Annotated in this window: 13 protein-coding genes; 9 read left to right on the top strand and 4 right to left on the bottom strand. The window is 71.6% G+C overall.

The annotated features are described in order from the left end of the window. Positions 1-32: 32 nt before the first annotated feature. From KM842_RS06640 to KM842_RS06630, 3 genes are read right to left on the bottom strand one after another with little or no spacing between them, the layout of a single operon-like run. On the bottom strand, positions 33-2,627 hold the full coding sequence (locus KM842_RS06640; protein ID WP_216261672.1) for a glycosyltransferase: 2,595 nt from the start codon (positions 2,625-2,627) through the stop codon (positions 33-35). Continuing rightward, a complete protein-coding gene (locus KM842_RS06635) occupies positions 2,627-4,066 on the bottom strand; it encodes a glycosyltransferase family 2 protein (RefSeq protein ID WP_216261671.1) in 1,440 nt (479 codons plus the stop codon). Before KM842_RS06635 ends, KM842_RS06640 begins: the two co-directional genes overlap by 1 nt. Then, positions 4,063-5,433, bottom strand: a complete 1,371-nt coding sequence (locus tag KM842_RS06630) for a rhamnosyltransferase WsaF family glycosyltransferase (RefSeq protein ID WP_216261670.1) — start codon at positions 5,431-5,433, stop codon at positions 4,063-4,065. Before KM842_RS06630 ends, KM842_RS06635 begins: the two co-directional genes overlap by 4 nt. Before the next feature lie 80 nt (positions 5,434-5,513). Between KM842_RS06630 and hisD the strand changes: the two genes are divergently transcribed. From hisD to KM842_RS06615, 3 genes are read left to right on the top strand one after another with little or no spacing between them, the layout of a single operon-like run. Beyond that, entirely contained in the window at positions 5,514-6,821 is a 1,308-nt protein-coding gene (gene hisD, locus KM842_RS06625) for a histidinol dehydrogenase (protein ID WP_216261669.1), read from the top strand. Positions 6,822-6,833: 12 nt separating this feature from the next. Further along, on the top strand, positions 6,834-7,319 hold the full coding sequence (nrdR, locus tag KM842_RS06620; RefSeq protein ID WP_216261668.1) for a transcriptional regulator NrdR: 486 nt from the start codon (positions 6,834-6,836) through the stop codon (positions 7,317-7,319). Beyond that, the gene (locus KM842_RS06615; RefSeq protein WP_216261667.1) at positions 7,316-8,383 is read left to right on the top strand and encodes a quinone-dependent dihydroorotate dehydrogenase; all 1,068 of its coding nucleotides are present in this window, start codon (positions 7,316-7,318) and stop codon (positions 8,381-8,383) included. Before nrdR ends, KM842_RS06615 begins: the two co-directional genes overlap by 4 nt. A gap of 87 nt (positions 8,384-8,470) precedes the next feature. Here the strand turns inward: KM842_RS06615 and KM842_RS06610 are convergent, their stop codons facing one another. Then, positions 8,471-9,046 (bottom strand): DUF3043 domain-containing protein, encoded by a 576-nt coding sequence (locus KM842_RS06610; RefSeq protein ID WP_253206281.1) that lies wholly within the window; start codon positions 9,044-9,046, stop codon positions 8,471-8,473. Between the two features lie 52 nt (positions 9,047-9,098). Here KM842_RS06610 and KM842_RS06605 point away from each other — a divergent pair, with 52 nt between their 5' ends. From KM842_RS06605 to KM842_RS06580, 6 genes are all read left to right on the top strand, one after another. Continuing rightward, a complete protein-coding gene (locus KM842_RS06605) occupies positions 9,099-10,562 on the top strand; it encodes a dipeptidase (RefSeq protein WP_216261665.1) in 1,464 nt (487 codons plus the stop codon). A gap of 104 nt (positions 10,563-10,666) precedes the next feature. Further along, positions 10,667-11,035 (top strand): HesB/IscA family protein, encoded by a 369-nt coding sequence (locus KM842_RS06600; RefSeq protein WP_111053050.1) that lies wholly within the window; start codon positions 10,667-10,669, stop codon positions 11,033-11,035. Positions 11,036-11,340: 305 nt separating this feature from the next. Continuing rightward, on the top strand, positions 11,341-12,243 hold the full coding sequence (gene ctaC, locus KM842_RS06595; RefSeq protein ID WP_216261664.1) for an aa3-type cytochrome oxidase subunit II: 903 nt from the start codon (positions 11,341-11,343) through the stop codon (positions 12,241-12,243). A 12-nt stretch (positions 12,244-12,255) separates the two neighbouring features. Beyond that, positions 12,256-13,995, top strand: a complete 1,740-nt coding sequence (gene ctaD / locus KM842_RS06590; RefSeq protein WP_216261663.1) for an aa3-type cytochrome oxidase subunit I — start codon at positions 12,256-12,258, stop codon at positions 13,993-13,995. Between the two features lie 6 nt (positions 13,996-14,001). Continuing rightward, positions 14,002-14,418, top strand: a complete 417-nt coding sequence (locus KM842_RS06585) for a cytochrome c oxidase subunit 4 (protein ID WP_216261662.1) — start codon at positions 14,002-14,004, stop codon at positions 14,416-14,418. Between the two features lie 243 nt (positions 14,419-14,661). Beyond that, the gene (locus KM842_RS06580) at positions 14,662-16,035 is read left to right on the top strand and encodes a glucose-6-phosphate dehydrogenase (protein ID WP_216261661.1); all 1,374 of its coding nucleotides are present in this window, start codon (positions 14,662-14,664) and stop codon (positions 16,033-16,035) included. Positions 16,036-16,095 lie beyond the last annotated feature (60 nt).

The following is a 16,095-nucleotide window of genomic DNA, read 5'->3' as shown; positions in this document are numbered from 1 at the left end:
CGGAAGGCGGTGAACGATCGACAAGCCTGCTTTCAGGGGACAGTCGTCACGGCCCGGACGACGGCGTCCGCGTCCTCGGTCCCCGGCACGACGACCGCGTGGTCCCCGTCGCGCACGACCTGGCCCGCCGCCAGCCACACCGTGTTGCGCGCACCCGGCTGCGGGACCCAGGCGGCCCCGGCACCGGCGACCAGGACGGTCACGTCGTCCAGGCCGCTCGAGCCGCGGTACCAGGACGTCGGCATGTCGACCTGCACGTCGTGCCCGGCGGTGTGGAGTGCCGTCACGAGCGCGGTGACGTCCGCGACCCGGCTGCCGTCGTGCTTGACGGCGACGCGGAGGCGCGTCCGCCGATCGCCGGTCGCTGCGCCGTCGGCACGCACCACGACCGGGCGCGAGGACCGCACCATGACCGCGTGGCCCTTCGGCAGCCCCGGGTCGACCCCGAGGTACCGCAGGCCCGCGGCGTCGTAGCGCTCGGCCGCGTCCGGCGCCGGGTAGCGCCCGCGCCACCGCTCGTCGAACACCCGACGGTTGTCGATGCGGGCGTCGTCGCGTCCCGGCGTCCGGCTCTCGTGGTGCACGACCACCGAGGCCGGTTCGACGAGGAAGGCCGCGCCGGGCTCGGCCTGCGCGAGGGCGCGCAGGCACAGGTCGACGTCCTCGAGCCCGTTCGCGTACACCGGGTCGAACCCGTGCCAGCGGACCAGGTCTGCGGCGCGGAAGGCCGCGGCGGCTGCGGTGATCGCGGTGGTCCGCCGGGAGGCGGGGCTGCGGAATGCACGGTCCGCGTCGTACCGCGGGTGGTCGCCGAGGAAGTGCCAGGGCAGCACCTTGTCCCCGCCGAACACGGTGCCGGCGGCCTGGACGACGCCGTCCGGGTAGACGAGGAGCGGCTGCACGCCGAGCACGGTGGGGTCGTCGAGGGCGGCGACGAGCGGTCGGAGCCAGCCCGGCCCGACCTCGGTGTCGTTGTTGAGCATGACGACGGTGGCGCCGGTGGACCGGGCGAGCCCGAGGTCGCTGCCGAGGGCGAAGTTGCGGTTGCGGTCCTCGCGCTGCAGCACGACGCGCGGGTCGCCGCGGAACCAGGCGTCGAGCACGGCGGACACGGAGCGGGGGGAGCCGTTGTCGACGAGCACCACCTCGACGTCGTCGCCGTCGAGGTCCGCAGCGCCGAGGACGGTGTCCACCGCGCGGCGGGTCATCGTCCAGTCGCGGAACACCGGTACGACGATCGACACCCGGTCGGCGACGCGCTCGGGCACGGCGGCGGCGAGGGCGTCCCAGTCGATGCGGTGACGGGCGAGCACGACCTCCTGCCACGACGACGGCTGCCCGGACGAGACGCGCCGCGGGTCCCGCACGTTGTCGTAGTCGACGCCGAGGACGGGGACGTGGGCGGGCACGGCGGCGTGCGCGCTGATGCGGAGCAGCCACTCCCAGTCGATCCAGCGGCGCAGGTCCTCGTCGAAGGGTCCGACGGCGTCCGCGACGTCGCGACGGACGACGAGGGCGTTCAGGTCGATGAAGTTGCCGGCGAGCAGGTCCTCGTGGGTGCCGTCCTCGCCCCGGTAGGTCTCGGTGGGCGCGGTCGCGTCGTCGGCGTTGTTCGCGCCGACCATCCGGACGCCGGTGTGCACGCCGGGGCCGTCGGTCTCGAGCAGGGCGGCGAGGGCCGCGGTGAGGTGCTCGGGACGCCAGGTGTTGTCCGCGTCGAGGAAGGCGAGGAACGTGCCCCGGGCGGCGGCCAGGCCGGTGTTCCGGGCGGCGCCGGCACCGCCGTTCTCACGTTCGAGCAGGCGGATCCGGTCGTCGGCCCGGGCGCGGGCGCGCACGACCTCGACCGTGTCGTCGCCGGAGCCGTCGTCGACGACGAGGAGCTCCCAGTTCGCGTACTGCTGGGCGAGGACCGAGTCGATCGCCGCGCCGACGACGTCGCCCCGGCGGTACACCGGCAGGACGACGGAGACGAGGGGCTGCTCGGTGTCGCGCCGTGCGGCGCCGCGCGGGTACGCGGCCAGCGCCGTCGCGGTGTCCGGTCCGTCCCACGATGACCGGTAGCGACGCCGGGTGCGGTGCTGCGCGGCGGCGAAGGCGTGCGCCGAGGCCAGGGCCGCTGCCCGGGCGGCACCCAAGGTCGGTGCCGGTCCGCGACGGCCGGGAGGCACGGGGAGCGCGGTCGCGTCCGTCGCGTCCCGCAGGAAGTGCCGCAGCGCGTCGAGCGTCGACGTCGGCCGGTCGGCCGCCGGCACCGAGGCGGCGTACACGCCGGCGTCGAAGAGCGGGCCGGTCTGGAAGAGCTCGGGTCCCTCCTGGTGCAGGGCGTCGTACCAGGACATCGCGGCGACGGGCTGGTGCTCGCGCATCCACTCGTGCTCGACGAGCGGGCTGAGCGACAGGCCTCGCTGTCCGTCGTTGTGCACGTAGAAGGAGACCGCCTCGTCGTCCGAGGCGAAGGTGCGGCCGGTCTGCGCTTCGAGGTAATCGCGGTCGAGCACGCCGAACTCGGTGATCCGTCGGGCCCAGCGGTCGAGCCGGTCGGCGACGGTGAGCGGCTTCTCGGGGCCCCGCAGCTGGCGGGCGAACCGGCGTGCGACGCGACCGAGCCCGGCGCGGTCCGCCATCAGCGGCGACCCGGCAGACGGGAGGCGACCTTGGCGATGGCCTGGCCGGTCCGGAACGACCGGCTGGCGCGCAGGTCGTCGAGCTCCCGGCGGAGACGTGCGACCTCTCCGGCGGAGCGTGCCGCGCCGGTCTCGGCCGCGGCCAGGTCGAGCGGCAGGAACGCGGCCCACCGGCGTTCCAGGGCGGCGGAGGTCCCGTCGAGCGGCGCGAGCACGTCGCGATCGACCGCCTCGCGGGCGCGCTCGAGGCCGTCGGGCGTCACCACCTCGGCGAACGGCCGGACGAGGTCGACGACACGGTCCGCACCCGCCCGGTGCTGCGGCGACGACCACGGCACCGTCGCCGCGTCGGTCCGCACAACCACCCAGAACGCGGCCCGACGGTTCGCGACCACGAGGTCGCCGGGGGTGGGGTTGACCAGCACCTGGACCGTGACGAGGTCGTCGGGGTCCGGGTCGTCGTCCGTGACGGTCCACGTGGCCGGGGCCGACGTGCCGGCGGGGAGCCGCGCCTCCACGGCGAAGCCGTCGCCGAAGGCCGCGTCGACGGCTCCGACCAGGCCGTCCGGGTCCGCGACGAGCCGCAGGTCCACGGCGAGCCGCGGGGTCGGGCCGGCGGGGACGAGGACGTCGGCGAAGCGCTCCGTCGCGGTCGTGCCGTGCCGCTGGTAGGCGGCCACCGCGTCGGGCAGGAACGGGTAGCGCCGTTCCAGCTCGCGCTGGTGCGCCGCGCGGAGGGCGGTGCGGTTGCCGGCGAAGCTCTTGCCGCCGGCGTGCAGGACGAGCGCGCGGTTCGCGATCTTGGCGAGCCAGCCGTGCGCGGCGATGCGCAGGCAGTAGTCGTTCTCCTCGCCGTAGCCGGGCGCGAAGGCCTCGTCGAAGAGCCCGTGCTCGGTGACCAGCTCGCGGCGGGTGAGGAAGCAGAAGCCCATCGCGACGGGGAGGACCTGCGAGACGGGCAGGAGCGGGGCGACCTCGTCCCACACCGCTCGGGTCCGCGCCTCGGTCCGGGCGGCGCCGCGGTTCGTCAGCCGGTAGGGGATGCTGGCGATCGTGGCGTTGTCGCTGCGGGCGGTGACGACACCGGTGCGGTCCTCGTCGAGCACCGCGAGCATCGCGTCGAGGAACCCCGCGGTCGGCACGGCGTCGCTGTTGAGGAGCAGGACCGCCTCGGCGCCGGTGTCGAGTTCGGTCACCGCGCGGTTGCAGGTGCCGACGAACCCGAGGTTGTGGTCGTTCCGCTCGTACCGGAAGCCCGCACGGCCGTCGATGCGCTCGAGGAGCGCCCGCTCGATCGTGTCGGCGTCCGGGCCGCAGTCGTTGACCAGGAGCACCCGGTGCACGGTGGTGTCGAGGTGCTCGACGAGCCCGTCGACACAGCGCAGCAGGGACTCGAGGTCCCCGTACACGGGGACGACGACGAGGGTGGTGCGGGTCATCGGGTGCGGTCCTCTGCTTCGAGTGCGGTGCCGAGCGCGTCGACGGCGGTGTCCAGCGGGCCGCCGAGCGCGCCGTCGGCGAGCGGCACGAACCCGGTGGGTCCGGCCGCCGCGGTCCGACGGACGGCCTCGGCGACGGCGAGGCCGAGCGAGCGGGCGTCCGCCGGCACCGCGGTGAGGTTCGGGTGGAGCGCGGCGCGGGTGCCGCGGAACTCGTTCGTCACGACGCGTGCGCCGGAGATCGCACCGTCGAACGGCGGGTGGCTCGGGTGCGGGCTGTGCTGCAGCGAGAGGACGACCCCGGTCGAGGCGATGAACCGGAAGTAGTCGTCCCACGGCATCGTGCCGTGCGACACGAGCTTCGTGTCGCCGCGACCGCCGTCGAGCTCCACGTCGCCGTGCTGCTCCCCGGCGGAGTGGAACTCGACGCGGAGGCCGTCGTCGGCGAGTTCCTGCACGGCGACGCGGAGCGCGGCGACGCCGAGCCGGAAGAGGTTGCGGTGCTTGCTCGGGCGGCCGTAGAAGAGGACCCGGACGACGCCGCCGTCCTCGGCGGCGGGGCGGCGCGCTGCGGCGACGCGTCCGAGCAGCTCGACGTCGAGGTGCGGAGCGAAGGTCCAGGCGGGGGCGACCTCGATGCCCTCGACCTCGGCCAGGTACCGACGCAGGGGCTCGGAGTTAACGAGCATCCGGAAGCCGGCGCGGTAGGTCGAGGCGGCGACGGCGTACTCGGTCGACCACGGGCTGAAGCCGGGCTCGTAGTCCTGCACGAGGTAGACGACCCGGTCACGCGGCACGACCCCGGCGGTGGCGGCCACGTCCAGCGGGTGGGCGGTCTTCCAGTGCGTCGCGAGCCAGACGTCGCCCGTGCCGAACACGGTGTCGAGCACGTCCTCGCGCCGGACCACGCGCACGCCGGGCTGCCCGTCCACGCGGGACTCGGGGAACCGGTCGGCGATCAGGGCCTCGGCCGCCGCGGTGCTGTTGCCGGGCGTCGTCCAGCGGACCATGACCACCCGGACCCGCCGACCCAGCCGGGCGCCGAGCCCGAGCGCGACGGCCAGCGCGGTCTGCACACCAGCGAAGGCCGCGCCCTCACGCAGTTCATCGACGACGAGCACGACCTCGGGCTCCCGGTCCTCGGTGCGGATGCCGGCGAGTGCCAGGCTCGTCTCCACCAGCCCCTCGAAGGGGCGGGCGGTGCGGGGCGCACGGTCGCGCTCCCGCCGCGCGACACCGACGTCGACCCGGGACACCGTGCGGCCGAGCCGCTCCCGGACGTCGTTGCGGTAGTGCCCGTCGCGGACGTAGCGCTCGTTCACGCGGACGAGGTCGGCGACCAGCCGACGAGCCTTCTCGAAGTTCATCGGACCTCACGTTACCGGGGCGGTGCCCCCGCGTGCGGACCGGGCCGCGGCACGGCGCACTCGGTAGACTCGGGGCCCTCATGATGCAGCGAATCGACCTCCGCGGCGGCCTCCCGGCCCGTGCCGAACTCCTCCGTCTCATGCCGCGCGCCACCGGCGACGTCAGCAGCGCCACGGCAGCCGCCCGGGAGCTCGTCGACGCCGTCCGCGAGCACGGTGCCGCGGCGCTCCGCGAGCAGGCCGAACGGTTCGACGGGGGAGCGCCCGAGCACGTCCGGGTGCCCGCCGCCGAGATCGCCGCCGCGGTCGCGGGTCTCGAGCCGTCCGTGCGCGCCGCCCTCGACGAGGCCATCCGACGTGTGCGCGCCGCCAGCGCCGCCCAGGTCCCCTCGGCGTCCGTGACCACCCTCGGCGACGGGGCCGAGGTGCACCAGCGGTGGCAGCCGATGCGCCGCGTCGGGCTGTACGTGCCCGGTGGCAAGGCCGTCTACCCGTCGAGCGTCGTCATGAACGTCGTGCCCGCGCAGGTCGCCGGTGTGGGGTCGATCGCCCTCGTCTCCCCGCCGCAGCGCGACCACGGCGGCGCGGTGCACCCGACGATCCTCGCCGCGGCCGGGCTCCTCGGCGTGCAGGAGGTCTACGCGATGGGCGGTGCCGGTGCGGTCGGCGCGCTGGCGTACGGCGTCGCCGAGATCGGGCTCGAGCCGGTCGACCTGGTCACCGGCCCCGGCAACAACTTCGTCGCGGCGGCCAAGCGGCTGGTGCGCGGGGTCGTCGGCATCGACTCCGAGGCCGGCGCGTCCGAGATCCTCGTGATCGCCGACGACACCGCGGACGCCGGGTACGTCGCGGCCGACCTCATCAGCCAGGCCGAGCACGACGAGCAGGCGGGCAGCGTCCTCGTCACGACGTCGGAGTCCTTCGCCGACGCGGTGGAGGCGGCCGTGCCGGAACGCACGGCGGTGCTCGGGACGGCGACGCGCCTCCAGGCCGCCCTGGACGGACCGCAGTCCGCGATCGTGCTGGTGGACTCGCTGGCCGACGCGGCGACCGTGAGCAACGCGTACGGGCCGGAGCACCTCGAGATCCAGACCGCCGACGACGACGCGGTCCTGGCCGACATCGACGCCGCCGGTGCGGCGTTCGTCGGACCGCACTCGCCGGTCAGCCTCGGCGACTACCTGGCCGGGTCGAACCACGTCCTGCCGACCGGTGGCCAGGCGCGCTTCGGGGCCGGGCTGTCCGCGTCGACGTTCCTCCGCCCGCAGCAGGTCGTCCGGTACACGGCGACGGCCCTGGCCGAGGTCGTGCCGCACATCGTCGCGCTCTCGACCGAGGAGCAGCTGCCGGCGCACGGTGCCGCCGTGTCGGAGCGCACGAACCGCTAGCCTGAGGGGGCCATGTTCTGCCCCTTCTGCCGCCACCCGGACTCCCGCGTCGTCGACTCCCGGACGAGCGACGACGGAACCTCCATCCGTCGTCGTCGTCAGTGCCCGAACTGCGGACGGCGGTTCTCGACCACCGAGACCGCGTCGCTGAGCGTGGTGAAGCGCAACGGCGTCCTCGAACCCTTCAGCCGCGAGAAGATCATCTCCGGCGTGCGCAAGGCGTGCCAGGGGCGCCCGGTGACCGACTCCGACCTCGCGGTGCTCGCGCAGCGCGTCGAGGAGATCGTGCGTTCCTCCGGGGCGAGCCAGATCGACGCGAACGACATCGGCCTGGCGATCCTCAGCCCGCTCCGGGACCTCGACGAGGTCGCTTACCTGCGGTACGCCAGCGTCTACCAGGCGTTCGACTCGCTCGAGGACTTCGAGGACGCGATCGGCCAGCTCCGCATCGACCACCACGGTGCAGCGGGGCGCACGGCGGACGGCGCGGGAGCGTGAGCGGCCTCGAGTCCCTCGTGCGGGCCGGGTACGGGGTCGTCTTCCGCTCGGTGTTCGCGAAGATGGACCCGGAGCGGGCGCACCACGTGGCGTTCGCGGTGATCCGCCTGCTGCCCAAGGTGCCCTTCGCCGCCGGCGCCATCGAGCGCTCCGCCCGGCCCTCCGCCGAGGACGGCATCACGACGATGGGCATCCACTTCCCGTCGCGCTTCGGCCTCGCCGCGGGGTTCGACAAGGACGCGAAGGGCATCACCGGACTCGGGGTGCTCGGCTTCGGCCACGTCGAGGTCGGCACGATCACCGCACGCGCGCAGCCCGGCAACGAACGGCCCCGGCTCTTCCGGCTCATCGCCGACCGGGCTCTGATCAACCGGATGGGCTTCAACAACCACGGCGCCGCGAAGGCCGCCGGCCGGCTCGAGAAGGCCCGACGGAACCCGGGGCGTCCGGTCATCGGCGTCAACATCGGCAAGAGCCGCGTCGTCTCGGTGGAGGACGCCGTCGAGGACTACCTCGAGTCCACCCGGATCCTCGCACCGTTCGCCGACTACCTGGCGGTCAACGTCAGCTCGCCGAACACCCCGGGTCTGCGCGGGCTGCAGGAACTCGACCAGCTCCGCCCGCTGCTGGCCGCCGTGCACGACGCGGCCGGTCGCACCCCGGTGCTCGTGAAGATCGCGCCCGACCTGACCGACGAGCAGATCGACGCGATCGCCGGACTCGCGGTGGAGCTCGGGCTCGCCGGCGTCATCGCGACGAACACGACGATCGAGCGCGGCGGACTCCGGACGCCCGATGACGAGGTGCGGGCGATGGGCGCCGGGGGACTGTCCGGTGCTCCGGTCGCCGCCCGGTCGCTCGCGGTGCTGCGCCGGGTCCGCGCGGCGGTGCCCGCGGGCTTCTGCGTCATCGCGGTCGGCGGCGTCACGTCGGAGGCGGACGTGCAGGCGCGCATCGAGGCCGGGGCGACCCTGGTGCAGGGCTACACGGCGTTCCTCTACGAGGGGCCGACGTGGGCGATGCGGATCAACCGGCTGCGGCGGAAGCGCCTCCGCCGGCGCTGATCCACCGTCCCCGGGGACGACGAGAGCGCCGCCGACCCGGGGGTCGACGGCGCTCGTGCGTGTGCTGCGGGAGCAGCGCAGCGGGTGTCAGAGCGTCGGGTACTGCCCGCGCTTGACCTGGGGCTTCGGCAGGCGGAGGAACCGCAGCTGCCACGCCCGCGTGAGGATGTAGAGGAACGTGCCGCGCTGCAGCGCTTGGCCGGCGGCGGTGAATCGCCGACGCATCGCGAACCAGAGCACCACGCAGTCGAGCACGAAGAGCACGACGAAGGCCCAGACGAACAGCAGCGAGTACGAGGCCGCGGCGGTCTGTGCGGCGATGAACCCGACCAGCAGGAAGAGCACGAGCACGGGCATCATGACCTCGCCCACGTTCCAGCGGGCGTCGATGAAGTCGCGGATGAACCGGCGCTGCTCTCCGCGGTCCTTCGCGGGCAGGTAGCGCTCCTCGCCGTTCGCCATGCCGACCCGGGCCCGCTCGCGGTCGCTGTTGAGACGCGCCCGGGCGGCCTTCTTGTCGGCGGGGGAGTTGCCCACGATCGGCCGACGGTTCGCGGCCTCGCGCTCGCGCCGCGACGGGGTGGGGCGACCCTTGCCGTGCGCGACGAGCTCGTCGTCACCGGGGTTCACGGTCACGTTGGTCTTGGGTGATGCCTTCGCCACGGTGGTTCCTAACGGCGCTCTGCGTTGCTGGTCGTCCTCTAGATTACCGGCCATGACCGACTCCGAGAAGCACGGCCCCACCACCGGGCCGCAGGCACCTCCCACCGACCCCGCCCTGCTCGAGGCGCTGCGCGAGCACGTGCACGGCGCCCTGCCGACGACGATCGCCGACCTGTCCGCCCTCGTCCGCATCCCCTCGGTGTCCTGGTCGGCCTTCGACCCGGCGCACGTGCAGCGCAGCGCGGAGGCCGTGGCGGACCTGGTGCGCTCGACCGGGGTCTTCGACGAGGTCCGGATCGTGCGCTCCGCCGTCGAGGGCGACACGCCGGCCGACGGTGCCGCCGAGGGAGTCGAGCTCGGCCAGCCCGCGGTCCTCGCCGTACGCCCGGCGCGGAACGGCAGGCCGACCGTGATGCTCTACGCGCACCACGACGTGCAGCCGCAGGGCGACGACGCGCTCTGGGAGACGCCGCCGTTCGAGCCGACCCTGCGCGGCGACCGGCTGTACGGCCGCGGCGCCTCGGACGACAAGGCCGGCGTGATGACGCACGTCGCGGCCCTCCGTGCCGTGCACGCGCAGTTCGGCGACGACCTGGACGTCGGTGTCGTGCTGTTCGTCGAGGGCGAGGAGGAGTTCGGCTCCCGCTCGTTCCGCACCTTCCTCCGAGAGCAGCGCGAGCACCTGGCCGCCGACGTCATCGTCGTCGCGGACAGCGACAACTGGTCGACCGAGATGCCGGCCATCACGGTCTCGCTCCGCGGCAACACGACCTTCAAGATGACCGTCACGACCCTCGAGCACGCCAGCCACAGCGGCATGTACGGGGGAGCGGCGCCGGACGCGATGATGCCGATGGTGCGCCTCCTCGCTTCGCTGCACGACGACGACGGCGCGGTGGCGGTGGCCGGTCTCACGGCGCACGAGGCCCCGGTGCCCGAGCGGTCCGAGGACGACTTCGCCGCCGAGGCCGCCCTCGTCGACGGCGCCCGTCCCGTCGGCAGCGGCCCGGTGCTGTCCCGCATGTGGTTCCAGCCGTCGATCACCGTGACCGGGCTCGACGTGCCGAGCGTCGCGAACGCGTCGAACACGCTGCTGCCGTCCGTCGCCGCCCGCGTGTCGGTCCGGGTCGCCCCGGGGCAGGTCGCGACCGAGGCGTTCGCCGCGGTCGAGGCGCACCTGCGGGAGCGCGTGCCCTTCGGTGCACGGCTCGAGCTCACCGAGGTGGACGCCGGCGACGGCTTCCTCGTGGACGCGTCCGGCTGGGCCGTCCAGGAGGCGCGCACCGCCATGTCCGAGGGCTGGGGCGCGGACCCCGTGGAGCAGGGCATCGGCGGCTCGATCCCGTTCGTGTCCGACCTGGCCGCCGAGTTCCCGGAGGCGCAGATCCTCGTCACCGGCGTCGAGGACCCGGACACCCGCGCGCACAGCCCGAACGAGTCGCAGCACCTCGGCGTGCTGCACCGCGCGGTCCTGTCCGAGGCCGTCCTGCTGGCGCGGCTGCAGGGGCGCGCGTGACGTCGGTCCTGCACAGGTCCTGCGCTGGGGTCCCAGTGGTCGGTGGACGTGCCTAGAATCGACGCGACGGCCGGTGAACGTCACCGCCAGCGAGGGAGACGCCGATGAGCGACACCATCACGACCGAAGCAGCGACCGACGCCACGTCGCACGGTGTGCTGCTGAGCGACGCGGCCTCGGCCAAGGTCGCCAGCCTGCTCGAGCAGGAGGGCCGCGACGACCTGCGCCTGCGCCTCGCCGTCCAGCCCGGTGGCTGCTCGGGCCTCATCTACCAGCTGTACTTCGACGAGCGTCTGCTCGACGGTGACGCCACGGCCGAGTTCGACGGGGTCGAGGTCGTCGTCGACAAGATGAGCGTCCCGTACCTCGACGGCGCGACGATCGACTTCGAGGACACCATCCAGAAGCAGGGCTTCACGATCGACAACCCGAACGCGCAGGGCAGCTGCGCGTGCGGCGACAGCTTCCACTGATCACCGCGTCATCCGACACGCGAGCGGGGAGCGACCGACACGGTCGCTCCCCGCTCGCGTTCCCGCATCCGCACTGAGGTGCCGATGACCAGGGGAAACCGGCTTCCGCAGGCCTCGATCCGTCCACAACGCGTGTCGGTTGTGTGCTCGGTGTCGACAGCTGCGAGTAAGCTAGGAGTGTTCCAACCAAGCTGGGAGCCACCCATGCGTCGGCCTCGTGTCGGCAGTGGTGCTCGTCGACGAGATCGTCGTCAGCCAGTCGCCAGCCGACTGGTCCCCGGCCCACGTCTTTCCGAGAGGTAACAGTGCGTTCGAATCGCCGTATACGTTGGGCGGCCGTCCCGGTGGCCGTCGGTCTGGTCATCGCACTGGCTGGCTGCACGCAGCAGCAGATGAACGGATGGCTCCCCGGCACGGAGGAGACGAAGGACGTCACCAACCACACGAGCCGCATCGTCGGCCTGTGGACGACGAGCTGGATCGTCCTGCTGGCGGTCGGCCTCATCGTGTGGGGGCTCATCATCTGGGCCGCCATCGTGTACCGCCGCCGGAAGGGCCAGACCGGCCTGCCCGTGCAGATGCGGTACAACATGCCGCTCGAGATCTTCTACACGCTCGTGCCGCTGATCCTCGTGCTCGGCTTCTTCGCCTTCACCGCGAAGGACCAGGAAGCGATCGAGAAGCCCTTCGCGCAGCCGGACGCCACCGTGCACGTCTACGGCAAGCGCTGGGGCTGGGACTTCAACTACATCGACAAGAAGAACCCCGACGAGAGCGTCTACTACCAGGGCATCCAGGCCCAGGAAGAAGAGAACGGCGGCGGGGCCGTCGACGAGTCGCTGCTCCCGACGCTCTACCTGCCGGTGGGCAAGAAGGTCGAGATCGAGCTCAGCTCGCGCGACGTCAACCACTCCTTCTGGGTCATCGACTTCCTCTACAAGAAGGACATGCTCCCGGGCAAGACGAACTACGAGTACTTCATCCCGCAGAAGGAAGGCACCTTCCAGGGCAAGTGCGCCGAGCTGTGCGGTGAGTACCACTCGCTGATGCTCTTCCAGGTGAAGGTCGTGTCGCAGGCGGAGTACGACGACTACCTCGCGTCCCTCAAGGACCAGGGCAAGGTCGGTCTGCTCGGCAACGAGTACGACACCAACACGAACCAGCCGAACAACGAGGCGCCTGCCGAGGCGTCGAGCGACAAGAAGTAAGGGCGCGTCTCAATGACAACGTCATTCGTCGGCCAGGCGACCACCAGGCCCTCGACGCCGGACTTCCAGGCGTCGAAGGTCGGTCGCAAGGGCAACATCATCGTTCGGTGGGCGACGTCCACCGACCACAAGACGATCGGGTACATGTACCTGATCACCTCGTTCCTCTACTTCCTGCTCGCCGGCATCATGGCGCTCGTCATCCGCGCGCAGCTCTTCGAGCCGGGGCTCCAGGTCGTGGCGACCAAGGAGCAGTACAACCAGCTCTTCACGATGCACGGCACGATCATGCTGCTGATGTTCGCGACGCCGCTGTTCTCCGGCTTCGCCAACGCGATCATGCCGCTCCAGATCGGTGCACCGGACGTGGCGTTCCCGCGTCTGAACGGCCTGGCCTTCTGGATGTACTTCTTCGGCAGCGCGATCGCCGTCGGTGGCTTCCTCACCCCGCAGGGTGCGGCCTCGTTCGGGTGGTTCGCCTACGCGCCACTGAGTGACACGACGTTCACACCAGGGCTCGGTGGCACCTTGTGGGTGTTCGGCCTCGGGATGACCGGCTTCTCGACGATCCTCGGCGCGGTCAACTTCATCACCACGATCATCACGATGCGTGCGCCGGGCATGACGATGTTCCGCATGTCGATCTTCACGTGGAACGTCCTCGTGACGAGCCTCCTCGTCCTGATGGCCTTCCCGGTCCTCGCGGCGGCGCTGTTCGGCCTCGGTCTCGACCGCGTGTTCGACGCCCAGATCTTCAACCCCGCGAACGGCGGCGCCCTGCTCTGGCAGCACCTGTTCTGGTTCTTCGGGCACCCCGAGGTCTACATCATCGCGCTGCCGTTCTTCGGCATCGTCTCCGAGGTCTTCCCGGTCTTCAGCCGCAAGCCGATCTTCGGGTACAAGACCCTCGTCTACGCGACCATCACCATCGCGGCCCTCTCGGTCACGGTGTGGGCGCACCACATGTACGTCACCGGTGGCGTCCTGCTGCCCTGGTTCTCGCTCATGACGATGCTCATCGCGGTCCCGACCGGCGTGAAGATCTTCAACTGGGTCGGCACCATGTGGCGCGGCTCGGTGACGTTCGAGACCCCGATCCTCTGGGCCATCGGCTTCCTCGTCACCTTCACCTTCGGTGGTCTGACCGGCGTCATCCTCGCGTCGCCGCCGCTCGACTTCCACGTGTCCGACTCGTACTTCGTCGTCGCCCACTTCCACTACGTGGTGTTCGGCACGGTCGTGTTCGCGATGTTCTCCGGCTTCTACTTCTGGTGGCCGAAGTTCACCGGCAAGATGCTCAACGAGCGTCTCGGCAAGATCCACTTCTGGCTGCTGTTCGTCGGGTTCCACACGACGTTCCTCATCCAGCACTGGCTCGGCGTCGTGGGCATGCCCCGCCGCTACGCGACCTACCTGCCGGACGACGGCTTCACCTGGATGAACCAGGTGTCGACCATCGGCTCGATGATCCTCGGCATCTCGTTCCTGCCGTTCATCTTCAACGTCTACGTGACCGCGCGGAACGCACCGAAGGTCGCCGTGAACGACCCGTGGGGCTACGGCCGCTCGCTCGAGTGGGCGACCTCCTGCCCGCCGCCGCGCCACAACTTCACGTCGATCCCGCGCATCCGTTCCGAGTCCCCGGCGTTCGACCTGAACCACCCCGAGGCCGGCGTGCCGGTCGGCGTGGGCCCGGCGAAGGACGCTCCCGACGCCCCGACCTACGACGCCGCGAAGGGCGAGGTGAAGTAACACGCCATGCGCGCCAACACCAATCTGTTCTGGATCCTGTTCGTCTTCTTCGTGCTCGCGGACGCCGCGTACACGATCTGGTCGATGATCTACTACGGCAGCATCGAGTGGGTCGGTACCCTCTCGATCGGCCTGACCGGCATCATGTCGGCGTTCATCGCCTTCTACCTGGGCCGCGTCATGTCGGCCCAGGGCGGCGTCCTCCCGGAGGACCGCCAGGACGCCAACATCGAGGACGGCGACGCCGAGCTCGGGCACTTCAGCCCGTGGTCGTGGTGGCCGATCTTCCTGGCTGCGGCCATCGCGGTCTGCTTCCTCGGTGTCGCAGCCGGCCTCTGGATCGTCCCGATCGGCCTCGTGCTGGTCGCGGTGACCCTCGTCGGCTGGGTCTACGAGTACTACCGCGGCAACTTCGGGCACTGACCCGCACCCCACGCGCTTCGGGCGGCACCATCTCGGTGCCGCCCGAACTGCGTCCGGGGCAGGTCGCCCCTCCGGTGCCCACCCCGCTCGGCGGTCGTCCGTCCGACCGCCCTCCCGTCTCATCCGCCACATCTCCGAACCGTCCGGGAACAACCCGGGCACGATGGGCCTTGGGCTCTGAGGACCGCACGTTCGCGGCCTGAGGTCCAGCGGACCGTCCACAAGCGAAAGGAGTCACCTCAGGTGACCGACAAGCGCACCCTCATCATCTTCGGCGCGACGGGCGACCTCGCCTCCCGCCTCCTCCTGCCCGGCCTCGGTACCTTCCTGCAGAGCGGTCGGTCCGTCCCCGTGCAGCTCATCGGCACTGGCCGCAGCGCCCGCAGCGAGGAGCAGTGGAAGGACGTCGTCACGAAGTCGTTCGCGTCGCAGGACGTGAGCGGCCCCGAGGTGGACGCAACCGTCGAGTCGACGAAGTTCATCCAGGGTGACCCGACGGACCCCGAGCACCTGAAGGCCCTGCTCGACGCCGCCGAGGCCGAGCCGATCCTCTACTTCGCGCTGCCGCCGCAGATCGCGTCCGACATCTGCGAGGCGCTGCAGCACGTCGAACTCCCCGAGGGCACGACCCTCGCGTTCGAGAAGCCCTTCGGCACCGACGTCGCCAGCGCCGAGGCGCTGAACAAGACGGTCCTCGAGCTCGTCCCCGAGGAGCGCGTGCACCGCACCGACCACTTCCTCGGTCGCACCACGGTCCTCAACATCATCGGCCTGCGCTTCGCGAACCGCTTGTTCGAGCCGATCTGGAACGCCGACAACATCGAGAAGGTCGACGTCTTCTACGACGAGACCCTCGGCCTCGAGAACCGCGCCCAGTACTACGACGAAGCCGGCGCACTCGTCGACATGATCCAGTCGCACCTGCTGCAGATCCTCGCCCTCGTGACGATGGACGCCCCGGCAGCGATCGACTCGGTCGAGTTCCGCTCGTCCCTCGCCCGCGTGCTCCGCTCGACCCGCCTCAAGGGCGACGACGCCACCATCGCGTCGCGTCGTGCGGTGTACACCGCCGGCACGATCGACGGCAAGGAGCTGCCCTCCTACCAGCAGGAGGACGGCGTCGACCCGTCGCGCGAGACCGAGACCCTCGCCGAGATCGAGGTCGAGGTCGACACCGCCCGCTGGGCCGGCGTCCCCTTCACCCTCCGCTCCGGCAAGGCGCTCGGCGCCAGCCGCAAGGAGGTCCTCATCACCTTCAAGCCCGTGACGCGCCTGCCTTCCGGGCTGTCCGGTCGTCCGAAGGCGGACACACTGCGCATCGTCCTCAACCCCGACGAGATCGAGCTGTCGGTGTCGGCGAACGGCGGCGGCAACCCGTTCGAGATGGGGCAGGTCACCCTGTCGTCGTCGTTCGACGACGGCGAGCTCACCCCGTACGGCGAGGTGCTCAACGGCATCTTCCACGACGACCCGCTGCTCTCGATCCGTGGCGACGTCGCGGAGCGCTGCTGGGAGATCGTCGAGCCCGTCGTGGCGGCCTGGAAGGCCGGCGACGTGCCGCTCGAGGAGTACCGCGCCGGGTCGCGCGGCCCGGCCGAGTGGGTCAGCTCCTCCTGAGCAGGCCGTGACGGCGTCCTGACGCGGGCGCGGTGACGAACCCTCCACCACGACGACGGG

The sequence above is a fragment of the Curtobacterium sp. L6-1 genome (genome assembly GCF_018885305.1).
Classification (GTDB): Bacteria; Actinomycetota; Actinomycetes; order Actinomycetales; family Microbacteriaceae; genus Curtobacterium; species Curtobacterium aetherium.
Note: the sequence above shows the minus strand (reverse complement) of the source record. Positions and strands in the feature narration are given on the sequence as shown.

Coding starts and splice junctions, on each gene's coding strand:
- KM842_RS06640 (WP_216261672.1), bottom strand. CDS start 2,627: ATGGCGGACCGCGCCGGGCTCGGTCGCGTCGCACGCCGGTTCGCCCGC.
- KM842_RS06635 (WP_216261671.1), bottom strand. CDS start 4,066: ATGACCCGCACCACCCTCGTCGTCGTCCCCGTGTACGGGGACCTCGAG.
- KM842_RS06630 (WP_216261670.1), bottom strand. CDS start 5,433: ATGAACTTCGAGAAGGCTCGTCGGCTGGTCGCCGACCTCGTCCGCGTG.
- hisD (WP_216261669.1), top strand. CDS start 5,514: ATGATGCAGCGAATCGACCTCCGCGGCGGCCTCCCGGCCCGTGCCGAA.
- nrdR (WP_216261668.1), top strand. CDS start 6,834: ATGTTCTGCCCCTTCTGCCGCCACCCGGACTCCCGCGTCGTCGACTCC.
- KM842_RS06605 (WP_216261665.1), top strand. CDS start 9,099: ATGACCGACTCCGAGAAGCACGGCCCCACCACCGGGCCGCAGGCACCT.
- KM842_RS06600 (WP_111053050.1), top strand. CDS start 10,667: ATGAGCGACACCATCACGACCGAAGCAGCGACCGACGCCACGTCGCAC.
- ctaD (WP_216261663.1), top strand. CDS start 12,256: ATGACAACGTCATTCGTCGGCCAGGCGACCACCAGGCCCTCGACGCCG.
- KM842_RS06585 (WP_216261662.1), top strand. CDS start 14,002: ATGCGCGCCAACACCAATCTGTTCTGGATCCTGTTCGTCTTCTTCGTG.